The sequence below is a fragment of the Nostoc sp. PCC 7107 genome (genome assembly GCF_000316625.1).
Taxonomy (GTDB): Bacteria; Cyanobacteriota; Cyanobacteriia; order Cyanobacteriales; family Nostocaceae; genus Nostoc_B.
Genome location: NC_019676.1, coordinates 3156526 through 3174369, shown reverse-complemented (window position 1 = coordinate 3174369; position 17844 = coordinate 3156526). Strand labels below are relative to the sequence as shown.

The 17844-nt window shown below is 41.5% G+C and carries 15 protein-coding genes; 10 read left to right on the top strand and 5 right to left on the bottom strand.

What is annotated here, in order from left to right; genetic code table 11:
* The first annotated feature begins 145 nt into the window (after positions 1 to 145).
* Positions 146 to 1264 carry a ferrochelatase gene (locus NOS7107_RS13565; RefSeq protein ID WP_015113547.1) on the top strand — a complete coding sequence of 373 codons (1119 nt, stop codon included), beginning with the start codon at positions 146 to 148 and terminating at the stop codon, positions 1262 to 1264.
* A gap of 149 nt (positions 1265 to 1413) precedes the next feature.
* Here NOS7107_RS13565 and NOS7107_RS13560 read toward each other — a convergent pair whose 3' ends face one another.
* Together NOS7107_RS13560 and NOS7107_RS13555 are read right to left on the bottom strand one after the other, a co-directional pair.
* Positions 1414 to 1674 (bottom strand): hypothetical protein, encoded by a 261-nt coding sequence (locus tag NOS7107_RS13560; protein WP_015113546.1) that lies wholly within the window; start codon positions 1672 to 1674, stop codon positions 1414 to 1416.
* 414 nt (positions 1675 to 2088) lie between these two features.
* On the bottom strand, positions 2089 to 4302 hold the full coding sequence (locus NOS7107_RS13555) for a hypothetical protein (RefSeq protein ID WP_015113545.1): 2214 nt from the start codon (positions 4300 to 4302) through the stop codon (positions 2089 to 2091).
* A gap of 233 nt (positions 4303 to 4535) precedes the next feature.
* Here NOS7107_RS13555 and NOS7107_RS13550 point away from each other — a divergent pair, with 233 nt between their 5' ends.
* Together NOS7107_RS13550 and crtO are read left to right on the top strand one after the other, a co-directional pair.
* On the top strand, positions 4536 to 5921 hold the full coding sequence (locus NOS7107_RS13550; RefSeq protein ID WP_015113544.1) for a cytochrome P450: 1386 nt from the start codon (positions 4536 to 4538) through the stop codon (positions 5919 to 5921).
* Between the two features lie 551 nt (positions 5922 to 6472).
* Positions 6473 to 8167, top strand: coding sequence for a beta-carotene ketolase CrtO (crtO, locus tag NOS7107_RS13545; RefSeq protein WP_015113543.1), 1695 nt, complete (start codon positions 6473 to 6475; stop codon positions 8165 to 8167).
* A gap of 135 nt (positions 8168 to 8302) precedes the next feature.
* On the opposite strand, the gene NOS7107_RS13540 is transcribed toward crtO, so the two are convergent.
* Complete coding sequence (locus tag NOS7107_RS13540) at positions 8303 to 9001, bottom strand: hypothetical protein (protein WP_015113542.1); 699 nt, start codon at positions 8999 to 9001, stop codon at positions 8303 to 8305.
* Positions 9002 to 9425: 424 nt separating this feature from the next.
* The gene (locus tag NOS7107_RS13535; RefSeq protein ID WP_015113541.1) at positions 9426 to 9980 is read right to left on the bottom strand and encodes an SRPBCC family protein; all 555 of its coding nucleotides are present in this window, start codon (positions 9978 to 9980) and stop codon (positions 9426 to 9428) included.
* A 270-nt stretch (positions 9981 to 10250) separates the two neighbouring features.
* Between NOS7107_RS13535 and NOS7107_RS13530 the strand changes: the two genes are divergently transcribed.
* The 5 genes from NOS7107_RS13530 to lpxD all read left to right on the top strand — a co-directional run bounded on the left by NOS7107_RS13530 (position 10251) and on the right by lpxD (position 14691).
* Positions 10251 to 10445: a hypothetical protein gene (locus tag NOS7107_RS13530; protein ID WP_015113540.1), complete on the top strand. Its 195-nt coding sequence runs from the start codon at positions 10251 to 10253 to the stop codon at positions 10443 to 10445.
* A 200-nt stretch (positions 10446 to 10645) separates the two neighbouring features.
* Positions 10646 to 10810 carry a rubredoxin gene (rd, locus tag NOS7107_RS13525; RefSeq protein ID WP_015113539.1) on the top strand — a complete coding sequence of 55 codons (165 nt, stop codon included), beginning with the start codon at positions 10646 to 10648 and terminating at the stop codon, positions 10808 to 10810.
* A 117-nt stretch (positions 10811 to 10927) separates the two neighbouring features.
* Complete coding sequence (locus NOS7107_RS13520; protein WP_015113538.1) at positions 10928 to 12160, top strand: NAD(P)/FAD-dependent oxidoreductase; 1233 nt, start codon at positions 10928 to 10930, stop codon at positions 12158 to 12160.
* A 206-nt stretch (positions 12161 to 12366) separates the two neighbouring features.
* Entirely contained in the window at positions 12367 to 13440 is a 1074-nt protein-coding gene (locus tag NOS7107_RS13515; RefSeq protein WP_015113537.1) for a hypothetical protein, read from the top strand.
* Positions 13441 to 13656: 216 nt separating this feature from the next.
* Entirely contained in the window at positions 13657 to 14691 is a 1035-nt protein-coding gene (gene lpxD, locus NOS7107_RS13510; protein WP_015113536.1) for a UDP-3-O-(3-hydroxymyristoyl)glucosamine N-acyltransferase, read from the top strand.
* A 76-nt stretch (positions 14692 to 14767) separates the two neighbouring features.
* Here lpxD and NOS7107_RS13505 read toward each other — a convergent pair whose 3' ends face one another.
* On the bottom strand, positions 14768 to 15673 hold the full coding sequence (locus tag NOS7107_RS13505) for a CoB--CoM heterodisulfide reductase iron-sulfur subunit B family protein (RefSeq protein ID WP_015113535.1): 906 nt from the start codon (positions 15671 to 15673) through the stop codon (positions 14768 to 14770).
* Positions 15674 to 15998: 325 nt separating this feature from the next.
* On the opposite strand from NOS7107_RS13505, the gene NOS7107_RS13500 reads away from it, so the two are divergent.
* Together NOS7107_RS13500 and fabF are read left to right on the top strand one after the other, a co-directional pair.
* Positions 15999 to 16250, top strand: coding sequence for an acyl carrier protein (locus NOS7107_RS13500; protein ID WP_015113534.1), 252 nt, complete (start codon positions 15999 to 16001; stop codon positions 16248 to 16250).
* A gap of 227 nt (positions 16251 to 16477) precedes the next feature.
* Positions 16478 to 17725 carry a beta-ketoacyl-ACP synthase II gene (fabF, locus tag NOS7107_RS13495; RefSeq protein ID WP_015113533.1) on the top strand — a complete coding sequence of 416 codons (1248 nt, stop codon included), beginning with the start codon at positions 16478 to 16480 and terminating at the stop codon, positions 17723 to 17725.
* The last annotated feature ends 119 nt before the right edge of the window (positions 17726 to 17844 follow it).

The window sequence follows — 17844 nt, the reverse complement described above, 5'->3', positions numbered from 1 at the left end:
TCTAAGTATGTCTTTTGAAGTATTGTTGTTAATTTTATGCTTATCCTATCCCCCTGGAAGGGATAATGATTTATGATCCAGAAAAATACATAGAGCTATTATCTAGCTCTGACGCTTTACTCTGGTTTATATTGAGGAATTTACTGTGGTTGCTACGCCAGAAAAATTGCAACACACCCACGAGCATCTACCAGGTCAAGACCGTGTAGCTGTATTACTGATGGGTTATGGTGAAGTCGAAAGCTACGAAGATTTCGCCAATTATAATGAACAGGCTTTAAATTTACTAACAGCAAAATTCGCCCCTGTCCCAACTTGGATTTATCCTCCCCTGGCAAAGCTGTTGGCGCTATTTGACCGCCATGAATGGGGTCATACACACCACGATTTTATTTCGCCACACAACGCCATATTTGAACAGCAACGAGCCGGAATTGAGCAAAATTTACAGGCGAAGTGGGGCGATCGCGTTAAAGTATTCAAAGCTTTTAACTTCTGTGCGCCATTCCTTCCCAAGCAAGTTTTAGCCGAAATCCATAGCCAAGGGTTTGACAAGCTGCTAATTTACCCATTGTTGGTGGTAGATTCGATTTTTACTAGTGGGATTGCGATCGAGCAAGTGAATAATGCTCTAGCTGAGATAGCTGATGGTGAAGAACATTGGTTAAAAGGACAGCGTTATATTCCTTCTTTTTACAACGAACCAGCCTACATTGATTTGATGGCGCATCTAGTTGAGGAGAAAATCAACGCTGATTTCGCTGCAACTTACCTACCTTCTCAAATCGGGATTGTGTTAATGAATCACGGTTGTCCCCATAAAGCTAAAGGCTTTACATCTGGGATAACCGAAAGTCAAGCACTCTACGATTTAGTTAGAGATAAATTGATTACCCGCTATCCTCTAATATCGGTGGGTTGGTTGAATCACGATACACCTCTCATTGAATGGACACAGCCTAACGCCGAACAAGCTGCCAAAAACCTGATTCAATTAGGTGCGAAAATCATCATATTTATGCCCATTGGTTTCGCTACAGAAAACCATGAAACTTTGTTAGATGTCCACCACATTATTCATGCTTTAGAAAAGCAATCTTCTGGTGTGGATTATGTGCAGATGGCTTGTGTTAACGACCATACAGAATTCTTGGCAATGGCCGCAGAATGGGCAAACTCTCATATTGCAGAATTATTGTCAGAACAAGCTTTGGTAGTTAGTCATCAATCAAGTGAGCATCATCATCACCACCATCATCATTAATCGGACTGACACAAAAACACTCTGAAACTTTTATTTCTCTGTGTTCTCTAGGGTGCGATTTTCTGTTACCCATACGTAAGTCCTGATTAAATAATAAGGTGGGCAAACTTTTGCCCACCCTACAGAATCATGCTGATCATTTCAGTCAATTAAGCATGAAGATTAGCTTGTTCTTGTAACCAAGAATCTACAGGTTGTCCATCTTTACGCCGTAATTCAATTTCGATGGCTATGACCTCTTTAGAACCAGGAGGTGCAGGTTTTTGGTGAAAAATAATATCGTAATCTAAGGGGTTTTGATTGCGTTCTTTTAACCATTCCTGGACTTTAGTTGTGGCGAAAAATGATTGTCCTTGGTCAAACATCCGAGTAATTTGCATTTGTAGGGTGTAGGGATTTAAGCGACCCATTTTTTAGCACCTTTGTAAAGTAATTTAAAGTTAAGACGTTGCCTACTCTATGTTATGTCGACGGTTAAATACCCCTTTTTTGTCACTTTCCGAAAACATTTGCCATTTCTGGATTCTAGAGCTTTTGTATAGCAAGCGATGTCTACGACGGGCTAAGCCTACGCGCGATTCTTTTCTAATAACAAATACAAGACCCATTTTTTTCTAATAGTATAGCTTGTATTGATTGCCTCATCAGGCTTCTTGCGATCGCCCTCCCGGAGAGTGACAGAAGAGGGCTATACTCAAACATAATTTTTAACAAAAATCAGAACTTAATAAAAACCGCAAATCCACGCACAATAATATTTACAAGTATTATTATGAGAGCATTTACGGTTAAGAATTCCAACTTTTATGATTATGAAAACAGGTTTAATGCACTAACTCAATAGCCCGCTTCGTCAACGCTTCAGCAGTCAAACCATTAAACGCCATCAACTCGCCAGCACTAGCTGTAGTTTCTCCACGTTTCCAGGCAAAAGTATCACGCTTGCTGTTACTTCTTAACATAATTGGTTCTAGCATTGCCGCAGCACCACCAGTTACACCAATTAGTGCATCACCACCAAATAATTTCTCGAATTTTGCATCATCAATAAAATCACCATCAGGTTCAGAACAAGTATCCCAAGCGACATCACTAGGACGATATAAACGACGGGGGTTAATAATAGAAACTATCTTCACCCCGATACCTTCATTTTCTAAGAAAGCGGCTACTTCAAATACAGGAATTAATGTCATATCGCCAATAACGGCAAATACAACTTGCTTATCACCAGCAATTTCATGCAATATTATTGCACCATCTTCTAAGCCTTGTTGGGTTTGTTTTAAAGTTGTGCGAATGGGCAATGGTGACTTACTGGCAGTAATCACAATTCCCTTATTTTTTGTTTGCAATGCCCAGTCATAACAAGTTTGGGTACTATTAGCATCAGGTGGAAATACAGGAAATACATTGCCATTTCGCATCATCGATGCAAAGTAAGCTTCAATCTCAGGACGTTGGTGTGTCCAACCATTACGACCTTGTTCTAATGCACCAGCAGTAAATAAGGTAATTGTTGAGGGAGTTTGACGGCGTAACTCTGCCATTGCTTGGGTGACTGTTTGCCAAATTGGTAAACCGTTGATGGCAAAAGATTCATAAGAACACCACAGACTTCTTGCACCCATGAGTGATAAACCAACGGCTAAACCTGCACAAGCATCTTCACTTAATGGTTCATAAACTTGACCGTTTGGTGATTGGTTATATAAGTCGTCGGTTGTGGGGTGAATAATTTTTAATGCTTGGTTGATGTTGCCAATTCCTGATGCTTCGTTACCATCGGCGTTGGTGACGAGGAAATTTTTATCCTTTTGTCCGACGATACCAACTAATCTGCCCATTGCGGTTGTCGAAACTTTTGGTTCGCCACCAACTGCATATTCTTCTAATGGCAATTCGCCTAAATCTGCCAATGGTAATTCAAATTCTGTCACTACAGTTTTCGCAGCCGGGCCGCCACCAGCGCGTTCGGCGTTGGTTCTAACTGTTTGCCAAGCTTCTTGGGATAAGGCGCGTGTTTGCAATGCGCTGATAATATGAGGCGCATCAAGAGTGTCTTTGGGATACAAGTTATGAGATTTTGCACCTCTGGCGTGAACGCCTGCACCTTTGAGTTGTTTGATAATAAATACGGTAAGTTTTCCACTCAGTGCGGAACGTGCTGCTTTATCGACAGCTACTAATACGGCTTGGGTAAAGGCAAGGCGTTGCTCAAAGGAAAAGGCTGTACTATCAACGTAATCGCCTGGTTGATTTTGGTCGTCAAATTCTTTGGCATCTACAAGAATGACTTCCTCAAAACCGTTACCTTGCCAGTATGCTTGCATTTGTTCGTTGGTTTTGAGGGAAACCATACTGTGGTGTTCTTGACTGTAACCGTTCCATACCAGCACAGGTAAGAAGTTGGTGACGCTGGGGTAGGCGGTGTTGAAGTGTGCCATTGAACTCATAATATATGGTTCACCCAGTCCGCCATCACCAAGGGTGAAGGGGAAAAGCTTGTCTCTGTGCAGGAGTGCAGCCGCCATTGCAAAGTGTTGCCCTTGTCCCAAAGGCCCGGCTGGTGAGAGAATGCCGGGGATGAAACCGGAGAGGTGTCCTAAAAGTCCGTGTTTTTCGCGGAAGCGATCGCGCAATTGTTGTACTGTAAAAATGCCCATGTCTTCTAAGGAACGATCCAAAAACATGGCACTATAAAATCCAGGGGCGTGGTGTCCGACTTCGGTAATAATATTTTTGTAGCCCAGCATGACTAACGCTGCATAAGCTTCCGCTTGGCTGGCAAACCCGCCTGGATGTCCTGATGCTTTACTACCAGTGATTTGCAATGTCAGATAACGCAAGGCATCAGCAGCCAGTAAAGTTTGATATACGGCTGTGGTATCTGTAGGAGATGCGATCGCTACTTTATCTGAATCTATCGCAGGTGTAGCACCATAAGTGGCAAAATCTGGTGGCGCTTCGCCAAAATATTGAATGCCTTCGCAAAAATTAGGAAGCGCGGCAGATGCCTTTGGTGTAATTGCTGTCATGCTGAGTACCTTATAAGGATGAAGGGAAATTGTAGATGCCCGTTGAATTTAACAGAAATTTTACATCTTTAAGGATGTGAAGGTTTATCAGTGTTTTGTGATGCTCAAGATAAGTAGTTTAAATAACTAGAGATTGATGTCTTGACTCAACACGGGCTGAACGCCCCGCTATCGCTAACAGTAATTAACTCCTAATTTAAGTCAAAATAACGATATCCACTAAACCTATTTTTATGCAACTACTAAAAACTCCGAACACTCCAGCAGTGTTACAACTGCTGAATTGGGTATTCCGCCCTATGCCTTACATGGAAGAGTGTGCGAAACGCTATGGTGATGTTTTTGCCCTCAAACTGCAAAAAAATATTCCTCCGATAGTGTTTGTTAGCCACCCTCAAGATTTACAGCAAATTTTGAGTCACGACACCAAAGAATTAGAAGCACCTGGAGATTTAAACAGTTTGTTTCAAGGCTTACTGGGTAAGCGTTCTGTAATTTCTTTGTCTGGTGAAGAACATCAACGCCAACGGCAATTAATGATGCCGCCTTTGCATGGCGAAAGAATGCGCGGTTACAGCCAAATTATCAATGATATTACTGCCAAAGTCATCAGCCAATACCCAGTCGGACAGCCTTTTAATATTCGTACTGTCAGCCAAGACATTACTCTACGCGTAATTATGCAGGCTGTATTTGGAATGGATCAAGGACTCCGCGCCGAACAACTCCAACAGCGATTAAAGGAACTTTTAGAAAATGGTAGTTCTGTGTGGCGTGTCGTTTCGCTGTATTTCCCAGCATTACAAAGAGATTTTGGGCCAATTAAAGTCTGGGGAAAACAACAAGCACTCCAGCAAACATCTGACCAACTTATCTATGAGGAAATTCAAGAACGGCGCGAACATCCAGACTCATCACGTACAGATATCCTCAGCTTACTCATGGATGCTAGAGATGCAGAAGGTCAACCGATGACCGATGTCGAGTTACGCGATGAACTGATGACTTTATTAGTCGCGGGTCATGAAACTACGGCCACGGCTATAGCCTGGGCTATGTACTGGATTCATAAATTACCACAAGTTAAGGAAAAACTGATCCAAGAACTAGATAGTTTGGAGGATGAACCAGACCCAAATACAATTTACAAGCTACCTTACCTCAGTGCTGTTTGCTCGGAAACTTTACGAATTTATCCAGTAGGGATGCTAACTTTTCCCAGAAGAGTGAAAACACCTATCACTGTCAGTGGTTATGAACTTCCACCAGGTACACCAGTTATGAGTGCAATTTACTTAGCCCATCAACGGGAAGATATCTACCCACAGCCTAAACAGTTTAAACCAGAACGCTTTTTAGAAAAACAGTTTTCACCTTACGAATACATTCCCTTTGGGGCTGGCGCAAGACGCTGTATTGGTTTAGCCTTTGCTCAATGGGAAATGAAATTAGCGATCGCTAAAATGTTAACCATACGAGAATTAGATTTAGTCGATAGTACAGAAGTCAAACCCCAACGTCGTGGTTTAGTCACCGGGCCAAACCGTCCTATCCGCATGGTGGTTAAGAGTGAGCGTCAAATCAAGTCTCACAATTTAGAAACTACCACCGTAGGATGATGACAGATTAATTTTGTGGCTCAGGTAATTAAATTTTGAATTTTGGATTTTAGATTAGCTTTTCATCTAAAATCTAAAATTCCTTTCTCTGCTGGTTAGCTTAGTAGATAGTGGCAGTCTAAAAGCAACGTTCCTGCCCGATTACTTATCTTGCTCACGATTAAGAGCTATAAATATCTGATAATTTCTTGATCTCCAGCCTATCTATCTTCTGACTTTTCAGTTGATTAGATATATACCATGCTATAGATTCATCAACAGATATTGAGAGTTTACAGTAACTAATGATAGTAAATGAAAAAACTATGTATTCATAGCAGACCAACACATGGAAAATATGAAATTCAGGATTAAAAATATGGAATTGCAGAATAAAAATCTAATTTTGTTTATTGAAGCCAACCTTAACTAAATACCTGATTCTGTAACAGAATTAATTGATTAAATTATTATATGTAAAATTCCCAGCCAAAAATTCATCAATTATCAAGATTGTAATTTCTTTTTACTCTTTGTAATATTAGCAAGCCACTTTATTCTAAACTAAAAATATGCAAGAATATGATGTTGTAATTATCGGCGCAGGACATAATGGACTAGTTTGTGCAGCATATTTGCTCAAAGCTGGCTATAGCGTCCTACTTCTAGAAAAGCGTTCTGTTCCTGGTGGTGCAGCAACTACAGAAGAATGTTTACCCAAAGAAGCCCCCGGATTTAAATTTAATTTGTGTGCTATTGACCATGAATTTATTCACTTAGGGCCAGTAGTTGAAGAATTAGAACTGAACAAATACGGCTTAGAATATTTAGAGTGTGATCCAGTAGTTTTCTGTCCTCATCCTGATGGCAAGTATTTTTTAGCACATAAATCATTAGAAAAAACTTGTGCAGAAATCGCCCGTTATAGCGAACGTGATGCTAAAAAATATGCCGAATTTACTGACTATTGGCAACGAGCGATCGGTGCAATGATTCCAGTGTTTAATGCACCACCAAAATCAATTATAGATATTGCTGGTAACTACGACATCACAAAACTGCGAGATTTATTCTCAGTCATTGGTTCGCCAAATAAAACACTGGATTTTATTCGCACAATGCTAACCAGTGCAGAGGATTTACTCAATGAGTGGTTTGATTCGGAATTCTTAAAAGCACCACTAGCCAGATTAGCATCAGAATTAGGTGCGCCACCATCACAAAAAACCCTTGGTATTGGTGCAATTATGATGGCAATGCGTCATGATCCTGGTATGGCTAGACCTCGTGGTGGTACTGGTGCATTAGTCAAAGCTTTGGTGAATTTAGTCACTACTAAAGGTGGCGTAATTCTCACAGATCAGCACGTTGAAAAAGTGTTGATTGATGATGGGAAAGCTGCTGGTGTACGCGTTGCTGGTGGTACAGAATATCGGGCGAAATACGGTGTAATTTCTAATATTGATGCCAAGCGGTTGTTTTTACAAATGACCGATAAAAGTGATATTGACTCAGCCGATCCTGATTTGTGGGAAAGATTAGAACGCCGCATTGTTAATAACAACGAAACCATCCTCAAGATAGATTTGGCTTTAAATGAACCGCTGCGTTTTCCTTTCCACGCGCACAAAGATGAGTATCTTGTGGGTTCTATCTTAATAGCAGATTCCGTTGCTCATGTGGAACAAGCTCATAGTAAGTGTACATTGGGAGAAATCCCGGATTCTGATCCATCAATGTATGTAGTTATGCCGAGTTACCTTGACCCCACATTAGCACCGCCTGGTAAACATACAGTCTGGATTGAGTTTTTTGCACCTTATCAAATTGCTGGTGCAGAAGGTACAGGCTTAAAAGGTACTGGTTGGACGGATGAGTTGAAAAATCAAGTGGCAGACAAAGTAATTGATAAGTTAGCTACCTACGCCCCTAATGTCAAAACAGCGACTATCGCCCGACGGGTGGAAAGTCCCGCAGAATTGGGGGAACGATTAGGTGCGTATAAAGGAAATTACTATCACGTTGATATGACTTTAGATCAGATGGTATTTTTCCGCCCCTTACCAGAAATTGCTAACTACAAAACCCCCATTGAGAATCTATTCTTAACTGGTGCGGGGACTCATCCAGGTGGTTCGATTTCGGGAATGCCAGGACGTAATTGTGCGCGAGTATTTTTGCAGTCGAAGCACCCAATTACTCAGACGTTGAAAGATGCGAGAGATTCGATTAAATCGACTGTCGGTTCTGTGTTTGGGATTGTTTAGTCATAGTTTTACATTCCTCCTATCACAAAATAAAAACCCCACTAAAATTTGTGGGGTTGTTTTGTGAATTACGGTGACTCTGGTTATCTAAAACACATAACTTTGTTCAGTTCCGGCTACTTTGGGTTACAAAAACTAAACATTTGCGAAGCGTTGCTCTAGTTCTTCAATGCGTTGAGCCATTAAGCTGAGTACTTCTTGGCTATCTTCTACCCCATTAGATTCACCTGGTTGAGATGTCAAAATAGGCGGACGCACAAGAGATGGTAATCTGACTAAGCTACCACCACTAGCAGTAGGTAGAGCGTAGGCAATTTGATCAAAGTCAGGAACTGAATCATCGATATTTCTGGGTAAGAAAGTGCCGCGATGCTCTGGAGTAACTAGCAGTTCATAGCTTGGCCCGGCGATCGCTGCTCTAGAAATGCTTACATACCCACGAATTTCTAAATTTTTAGCTCCTGTAAACAGGTCTACATTTTGCAGATCGGGTAGTAAAGTAATCAGCGCTGTATCATGAGCAGGAACACCAACATTAAAAGTAAAGCGTTTAGAATTACCTGGAACTGGTGTCAATTCAGAAAATTCATTATTACCTAAAACATCACGAATTGTGACTGTATCTATTAGATTTAATTCAGGCGTTGTGGCTGTGAATTCTAATCTCAAGCGAGCAGATGCATCAGTAGTGTTAGCAATAGTTAAAAAGTAACCTTGAACAACTCTCCGCGCAACTTTTCCTAGTTTTTGGACAACATCTGGGGGTAAATTACCTAAATTATCTGTAGGCGCAATTGGGTTAACAAGTAATTCAAAGGTTGAAACTAATGGCATAATTAATTCTCCATGAAATTATAGTTTATATCTCCGATAATGTGTTGAGTATCTCCATTTTTATAGATAGCAGATATACAAAATCAGAGGTGGATTGCAGTCTGAAAAATGATTTTTTGGCTGCTAATTATTCCACAGGGTGAAGTCTTTTATTTACGTAAAACTTCTGAGCTTGTAATATTTCTTTACAATTGTTTTCCATGAGGAGTATCCACAAAACAAGTTAGACTTCTTGTAGGGTAAGTATCCTGACAACTATAAATCCGACACAGGTGACTAAAAACACCTCAAAATAACTTTGTGGATATTGTTTTATTTGAAAGTCCCTTAAAAATATTCTGCTGATCAAAACATTTAGCCCAGACAATTTAATCGTCTGGGCTAGAGATAGAAGAATAGATTAATTATGTTCTCAATACTTTGATTACTGCTTACACAATACCTGACGCATTTTCCGCATATTCGCAGGTAATTCAAAGTTCATGGCTTGTTGAATAAAAATTGAAGGGATGGGAATATTCGGTGTAGCTTGCACATTATAAGCCACCAAAGTACCATTAGCAAAATCTTTTAAATCTACGCAGGCGGTAAAGTCATCAAAAGTACCTCTTTCCATCCGAAAGTGTATTTGTTGCCCAATCACTTCAACAACGTTGAGGTAAATTTCCACCTGGGCAGTGAAAAATAAAAATGCCTTTTGTGCAGCTTGGTACAGGCGCTTAACCTCACCTCTCTGTACAACTTCGCTTTTGGTGATGTCAGGAAAATACTGTACCCAACGCGGGTAATCTGTGAGTTGCTGCCATACCTGCGATCGCATCATTGGCACATACATCCATGCAGTAACTGCACCACCCCATGCTGTATGCGATCGCGCTTCTAATAAAATTTCGCCCTGCATTAATAATCTTCGCTTGTCATCGCTCCAAGCCATATCTAAACCTGCAATAATTGGGTCGGAAATATGAGACGCAGCCATACTAATTCACTCACTCCTCACTTTGCCACACTTCCAGCGTTGACGCTCATCAACTGTCGAATAAGCTTTAGATCAACTCACTCAAATTTTAGTTCCACTTGCCAAGCGCCGTTTTCCGGAACTAATATCATTTCTGGTCATTATTCTGGGAAATTACTGATAAATTCGTATTGATGATTACAGTTAATCAAATCTATATTTAAGCAGCTTTAACAATAGCACCACTTTTAATATAGAAGTGTAATGAATTTTGAATCACAGAGGCATTTCATGAGTCAATCTTCTTTAAATCGGCGGCTAACCCAGGCTTTTGGTATTCTACTTGGCATTGGCATCGCCATTTGGATTTTGAGAGGCCTGGGTATTCTCACATTTCTACCAGGAGGAATTATTTGGCTATTTGTCTTAGGTGCGATCGCCCTGGGAATTATTAGTTTTGCTCAGAGGACATGGTGGCGTTTCTAATCTATTCACAAAATTGTGTAATATTACTTAAATAAGATTGTTAAAGTTGTCAGAAATCCAACTTGTGCAAACTTTTAAATCTTAGTAATTATGGTCATAAAAAGCCATATATCTTGGTTTCTCTTGAGTGTAAAACTGTGCTGATTGTAGCTTGACACTCAAACATGATCCAGAAATCCTTAAAATTAAGGGATAGAACAATGGAAACTTACGAATGCACTATTTGCGGCTACGTGTATGATCCAGAAGTCGGTGATCCTGAAGGTGGAATTGCCCCAGGAACGCCATTTGAAGATATCCCAGAAGATTGGGTGTGTCCAGTTTGTGGCGCGACAAAAGATCAATTTGAACCAGCAGAAGTTTAATGTAGGAAGTACTAAATAAGTAAAAAGTCAAAAGTAAAAAGGTAAAAGATTTTACTTTTCCTTTTTGCCTTTTAACTTCTTACTTGACCATTGACCAATCAACGAGACTTTTGAAAATTGCAACCGTTAACAATTGTAGTTATTGGGGGTGGGGCTGCGGGATTTTTTGGTGCGATCGCCTGTGCTAACACCAACCCTTACGCCCGTGTTATTTTGCTCGAAGCCAGCCGTCAACCACTAGCCAAAGTCAGAATTTCTGGTGGTGGTCGCTGCAATGTGACTCATGCTTGTTTTGAAGCAGCAGCCTTAGTGGCGAATTACCCCAGAGGTGGAAAGGCTTTGCGGGGTGCTTTTAGTCGCTTCCAAGCTAAAGATACGATATCTTGGTTTGCCAATCAGGGAGTACCACTGAAAAAAGAAGCTGATGGCCGGATGTTTCCTGTCACAGACAGTTCAGAAACCATCGTGCAGTGTTTGATGAATGCGGCTGAAGAAACGCAAGTAGAACTGCGGACTGGTAAACAAGTTGTTTCCGTTACACAGCAACTCAGCAATGAATTTGCAATCAATTTAAAGTCGGGTGAAACTTTAAAATGCGATCGCTTACTCTTAGCCACGGGTAGCAACCCCATAGGTTATAAAATCGCCAAAGAATTCGGTCATCAAATTGAACAGCCAGTCCCTTCATTATTTACCTTTAACATTGCTGACCCAAATTTGCGAGCCTTAAGCGGTGTGAGTGTGAATCCAGTGCGCTTGAGGCTGTCAGTTCCCGAACAACCTGTTTTAGAACAAGTGGGGCCTTTACTAATTACTCACTGGGGTGTGAGTGGCCCGGCTGTACTCAAGCTTTCCGCTTGGGGTGCGCGAATCCTCCATGACAACCGTTATCAAGCCACTTTATCAATTAACTGGCTACCAGATTTACAGCAAGAACAAGTCCGGGAAAAACTTTTAGCCGTTAAAAATGAATGGGGTAAAAAAGCGATCGCCTTACATCGCGGAGTTGATCTACCTCATCGTCTTTGGCAATACTTTATCACCCGCACCAGTATTAGTACGGAAGACCGTTGGGGCGAAATATCCAACAAAACCCTAAATCAGCTAGTGCAAGAAATTTCTCAGGGAAAGTACTTAATTAATGGCAAAGGAGCTTTCAAAGAAGAGTTCGTCACTTGTGGTGGTATTAGCCTCAAAGAAGTTAACTTTAAGACAATGGAAAGTAAAATAATTACTGGTCTTTACCTTGCTGGAGAGATTTTAGATATTGATGGTATTACTGGTGGTTTTAACTTCCAAAGTGCTTGGACAACTGCTTATTTAGCAGGTTCGGCAATGGCAGAATATTAATAAAAAATACAGGATTCAGAAAATTTTTCTACTGAAGTACTGTATGCTTTTTTCTACTATAAAGAGAGAGCAATATTACTTCAGTGGAAAATAATTAAAGGTAAAAAATAATACCAATTTTCAAGCATTTCTCTCATTGTCACTCTATATTTACAGCAGTCACCCTAGAGTAGGCGATTTTTCGTGTATTTTTTGTTAAAGGGTGTATGTCAAACTACCAATCTACTCTGTCGGAAATTACCTTACAGGGCAGTCAGTATATGCTGCATAGATTTCCTGTATTAGGAATTCCCGATCAAGAACGTGCAGTTAAATACTTCAGTCTTAACCCATTTCTCCCAGATGTTCAGAATCGTTGTCCGGTTGAATGTGCTTATTGTGTCTGTCATCAAGATAGGGAATGGCATCATCATCCAGAAAACTTTGAGAAAAATTCTCCTCCATCAGACCTACTTGATCGTTTATTAGACCGCATTTTTGCCACTCCAGAAGGACAAAAAGGCTTTCCCATTTCCCTCTGCGACTATTCTGACCCCTTCATTCCAGCCCATCGGGAACGGGTGTTGTCAATCCTCAATGCACTAATTGAGCGTCAAGCAGTCAACATGGTCTATATCACTACTAAAGTCCATCCTGGTCAAGCATTTCTCGAACGTCTCAAAGCTACCTTAGCCCAACCAAACTCATTACGAGTTACAGTTTTTGTTAGTCTCCCACCCTTGAAACCAGGGTATGAGCAAGCCTCTATTCCAGGACGAGTCAAGCTGCTACAAGATTTAGTTAACCTTGGTATTCCCTGTTGCTGGTATCTTCGCCCCCTAGTTGAACAGTGGTTTGATGAAGCTTTAATGTGGCAATTGACACGCTCACTTCTACCCCACGTTGCCCATCATGTCATTTTGTCTGGAATTGTTATGTCTGAAGAAATTGAAGAGAGTTTATTAAAACAGGGATTAACTGTGCCGCAATGGGATCGGACACAACCAGGACGCAAACAACTTTTATCCGCAAAATTCGAGTCTCAACTGCGTTCTATTCTCAGCACAGTTGCTAGTGAGCAAAATATTTCCCTTGGCCCAGTCATGGGACATCGACTTTGCGGTACTAATGGCAATCATGCTTACGGCTGTTTAATGTGTGCTAAACAAGAGCGTTATTGCCAACTATTTCAACTACATCACTACGGTGAGACGATCGCCGCCGAAGATAATCAACGATTTAAAGTTTTACTGCGACAGAATCTTCAAAGCAAAGTACCGTCAGCAGAAGAATGCCATTGAAGAGGAATTTTGAATTTAAAATCAATCAGTGGCGGATCTGAATCCGCCACTTTCTTGTTGACGAATAGTTCTTTTATGGTACAAACCCTCAGATTTATCTGTGGAATCAATCCAAAATCCAAAATCTAAAATCCAAAATTATTTGACTCCTGAATTATTGGTTGATAAAGAGGGAAAATAATGTTGCCTTTGACGAATTCTCCATCAACTTAAAAAATGAAATTTAGCGAAATCATCAGCCAATTTGGGGACATTTCCACTAATAACAGCCTAACAACTAACCCAGAGCAAGACATAGAGATCACTGGAGTAGCAGCTATTGATGAAGCCGAAACTGGGACTATCAGTTATGTAGAAGGCGGCAAATTTACATCTTTAATTAGTGAAACAAACGCCAGCGCTTTAATTTTGCCAGAAGATCAAACCTTACAGACTCAAGCACAAGAACGAGGTATTGCTTGGGTAAGCACAAGGGAACCAAAACTTTTATTTGCCAAAGTCCTGACTATTTTTTATCAACCATATCGTCCCAATCCCGAAATTCATCCGACTGCTGTTATTCATCCCACCGCCAAAATTGGCAGTGATGTTTACATTGGCCCTCATGCTGTGGTGCAAGAAAGAGTAGAAATTGGCAATCATGCAGTGATTCATCCTAATGTAGTGATTTATCCCGATGTGAAAATTGGCGATCGCACCACCTTACACGCTAACTGTACAATTCACGAACGTAGTCAAATTGGTACAAATTGCGTAGTTCACAGTGGTGCTGTCATCGGTGCAGAAGGTTTTGGCTTCGTACCTACCCGGACTGGTTGGTTCAAAATGGAACAATCTGGCTACACAGTTTTAGAAGATGGCGTAGAAATTGGCTGTAACACTGCTGTTGACCGTCCAGCCGTTGGAGAGACACGGATTGGACGCGATACCAAAATAGACAACTTAGTGCAGATTGGTCATGGTAGCCAAATTGGGATGGGTTGTGCGATCGCAGGTCAAGCCGGGATGGCTGGCGGTGTCAAAGTTGGTAATCGCGTAATTCTGGCGGGTCAAGTGGGAATTGCCAATCAAGTCAAAATCGGTGATGGAGCGATCGCCTCTGCCCAAACTGGCATTCACAGCGATGTCCCGCCCAAAGAAATTGTTTCCGGTACTCCAGCTATGCCCCACAAAATCTATCTCAAAGTCAGCGCTATTACTAGTCGTCTCCCAGAGATGTATCAAGCATTCAAACGCTGGCAACGTCAATAAAATCAAAAGTGAAAAATAAAAAGGTAAAATATTCTTTACTTTTACCTTCTTATTTTTGCCTTTTTACTTTTGATATTTATATTCCCAATTTTTCTAACACTGGTTTTGTCGAAACAATATGCCTATCTAAACCAAGCTCTTGAGGACTAATACCCAGGGCTAAAGCAATCAACTGCGGTAAATGTAGCACTGGCAAACCTAGCTTCTGCCCAATTACTTTCTCGACTTCTGGCTGACGAGAATCTAAGTTTAAATGGCATAAAGGACAAGGCGTGACTAAACAATCTGCACCATTGGCTAAAGCTTCTTGAATGTGCATTCCAGCCATTTTAAATGATTCGGTAGTGGCGTAACTTGCCAACGGCCAGCCACAACATTGGGTGCGCCCACGATAATAAATTGGTGTTGCATCCACAGCCCGAAAGACATTTTCCATTGCTTCGGGTTGGAAAGGGTCATCTAATAGCATGGTCTTTTGACCGCGCAGCAGATAACAACCGTAAAAAGCTGCACATTTTAAATTAGTTAATTTACGAGTAACGCGGCGAGTAATTTCTGCCAAGCCATAATCTTTTACCAAAACATACAGCAGATGTTGAACTTCTGTACTCCCCTGATAGGGCGAACAGTTCTCCTTTTTGAGTAAGCCATTAACTTGCTCAACATAAGTTGGATTGCTATTTTGACAATCTTTGAGACGTTCATTAACGTGACCAATCACACCTTGACAGGTGCTGCAATGAGTGAGTAATGGTAAATTTAATGATTCGGCTAGGGCAATATTTCTGGCGTTAACAGTGTCTTCCAGCAATTGAGAATCTTCTTTAAATGTGCCAGAACCACAGCAAGCAGCTTTTTTAAGTTCAATTAATTCAATACCCAACGCTTGGCTGAGAGCTTGAGTTGATTGGTGAAGTTCTCGACAAGCACCTTGGGCAACACAGCCAGGAAAGTAAGCGTATTTCAGCGTTTGTGAAACCATAAAATAATAGAGACTAGGGGTTAGAGACTAGAGGCTAGTCTTGTTACTGAACACTCAGCACTCACTACTCAGAACTAGGAATTTATTTGGACATTAGCCAAAAAAATAGTAACAATTAATAAGTAGAAGCATTTATACAGTGTATGCGATCGCTGAAATTGCCTGACTACTGTGTCTGAACCTAGGGGGCTAGGGAGTAAGTTTTCTAGAAGAAAACACCTCGGTAGTATACGGGCGATCGCGCTTTCCGATAAGATGTATATGCTTAAAAACCATGTCACTCATCAAGAGCGGCTAATAGCAACTGGTCAAGGAATTTTATTGTATGAGCCAAACGGAAACTTTTGAAAAGGTCAAGAAAAGCGTCGCTGATCAACTGAGTGTGGATGAAGAAAAGATTACTTCAACATCCAATTTTATCGATGACCTAGGTGCTGATTCCCTAGATCTCGTCGAACTAGTTATGGCTTTTGAAGAAGAATTCGAGATCGAAATTCCTGATGAAGCCGCCGAGAAGATTTTGACAGTTCAAGATGCGGTTGATTATATTGACAAGCAAGTTGCCGCATCCGCCTAAGAAAGTGCTGAGTCACCGAAGTTCAGATTCCTGTGGCAAGCCGCTTTAGCGTCTACGGCGGAAGCCGCCGCTCCGACTTCTCGCTGAGTAGTAAGTACTGAGTAGTCAAGAGTAAAGAAGTTGTTTTCCTATCTTTATTTGCTTAGTCTTTTACCTAAAAACTCAGCACTTAGCACTCAGCACTCAGCACTTTAATTTGCAGCTTTCTCGCTACCTTTAACTGAGTCATGACAGATTATATACGTAAACGCGTTGTTGTCACTGGTGTTGGCGCGATTACTCCTATTGGCAACACACCAGCTGAATATTGGCAGGGATTGATCAGCGGTCGCAATGGCATTGACTACATCACACATTTTGATGCGTCCAGCCATGATTGCCGCATTGCTGGTGAAGTGAAAAACTTCGATCCACACGATTATCTAGAGCGCAAAGAAGTTAAGCGCATGGATCGATTTTCACAATTTGGGGTTTCAGCAGCAAAGCAAGCACTGGCTGACGCAAATTTAGTCATTAATGAGCTAAATGCCGAACAGGTAGGGGTAATTATTGGTTCGGGGATTGGTGGTATTAAGGTATTAGAAGACCAGCAAACCATTTACCTCAACCGTGGGCCAGATCGCTGTAGTCCCTTTATGATTCCGATGATGATTGCCAACATGGCAGCTGGACTCACAGCAATTCACACTGGTGCTAAAGGGCCAAACAACTGTACGGTCACTGCTTGCGCCGCAGGTTCCAACGCTATCGGTGATGCCTTTCGCCTGATTCAAGGAGGGTATGCCCAAGCAATGATTTGCGGTGGTTGTGAAGCAGCAATTACACCCTTATCTGTAGCTGGCTTTGCCGCTTGTAAAGCCCTTTCTTTCCGCAATGATGATCCGGCTCATGCTTGCCGTCCCTTTGACCGCGATCGCGATGGATTTGTCATGGGTGAAGGTGCGGGAATTTTAATTCTCGAAGAACTGCAACACGCGCTCAGTCGTGGTGCGCGCATTTATGGGGAAATCGTTGGCTATGGCATGACCTGTGATGCTTACCACATGACCTCCCCAGTTCCCGGAGGAGAAGGCGCAGCTAGAGCCATTCAACTAGCACTAAAAGATGCAGGTATTACCCCAGAACAAGTTACCTACGTCAACGCTCATGGTACTAGTACCCCAGCTAACGACTCCAACGAAACTTCCGCAATTAAAACAGCCTTGGGCGACCATGCTTATAAAATAGCAGTTAGCTCCACTAAATCAATGACAGGTCACTTGTTGGGTGGTTCTGGTGGTATTGAAGCCGTAGCAACCGTATTGGCGATCGCTAACGAAAAAATTCCCCCAACCATCAATCTCGAAAATCCTGATGCTGCGTGTGACTTAGATTATGTCCCTCACACCAGCCGCGCCCAAAAAATTGAAGTGGCTTTATCTAATTCCTTTGGCTTTGGTGGCCATAACGTCACCCTAGTATTTAAGAAGTACTGAGTACTGAGTGCTGAGTATAGGATTCAGACTTCAGACTTTTTATCAGATGCTCCAGACAAAAGTATCATAGATATCATTCCCAGCTGAACCTAGGGTTCAGCATGACCAATATTCTCAGC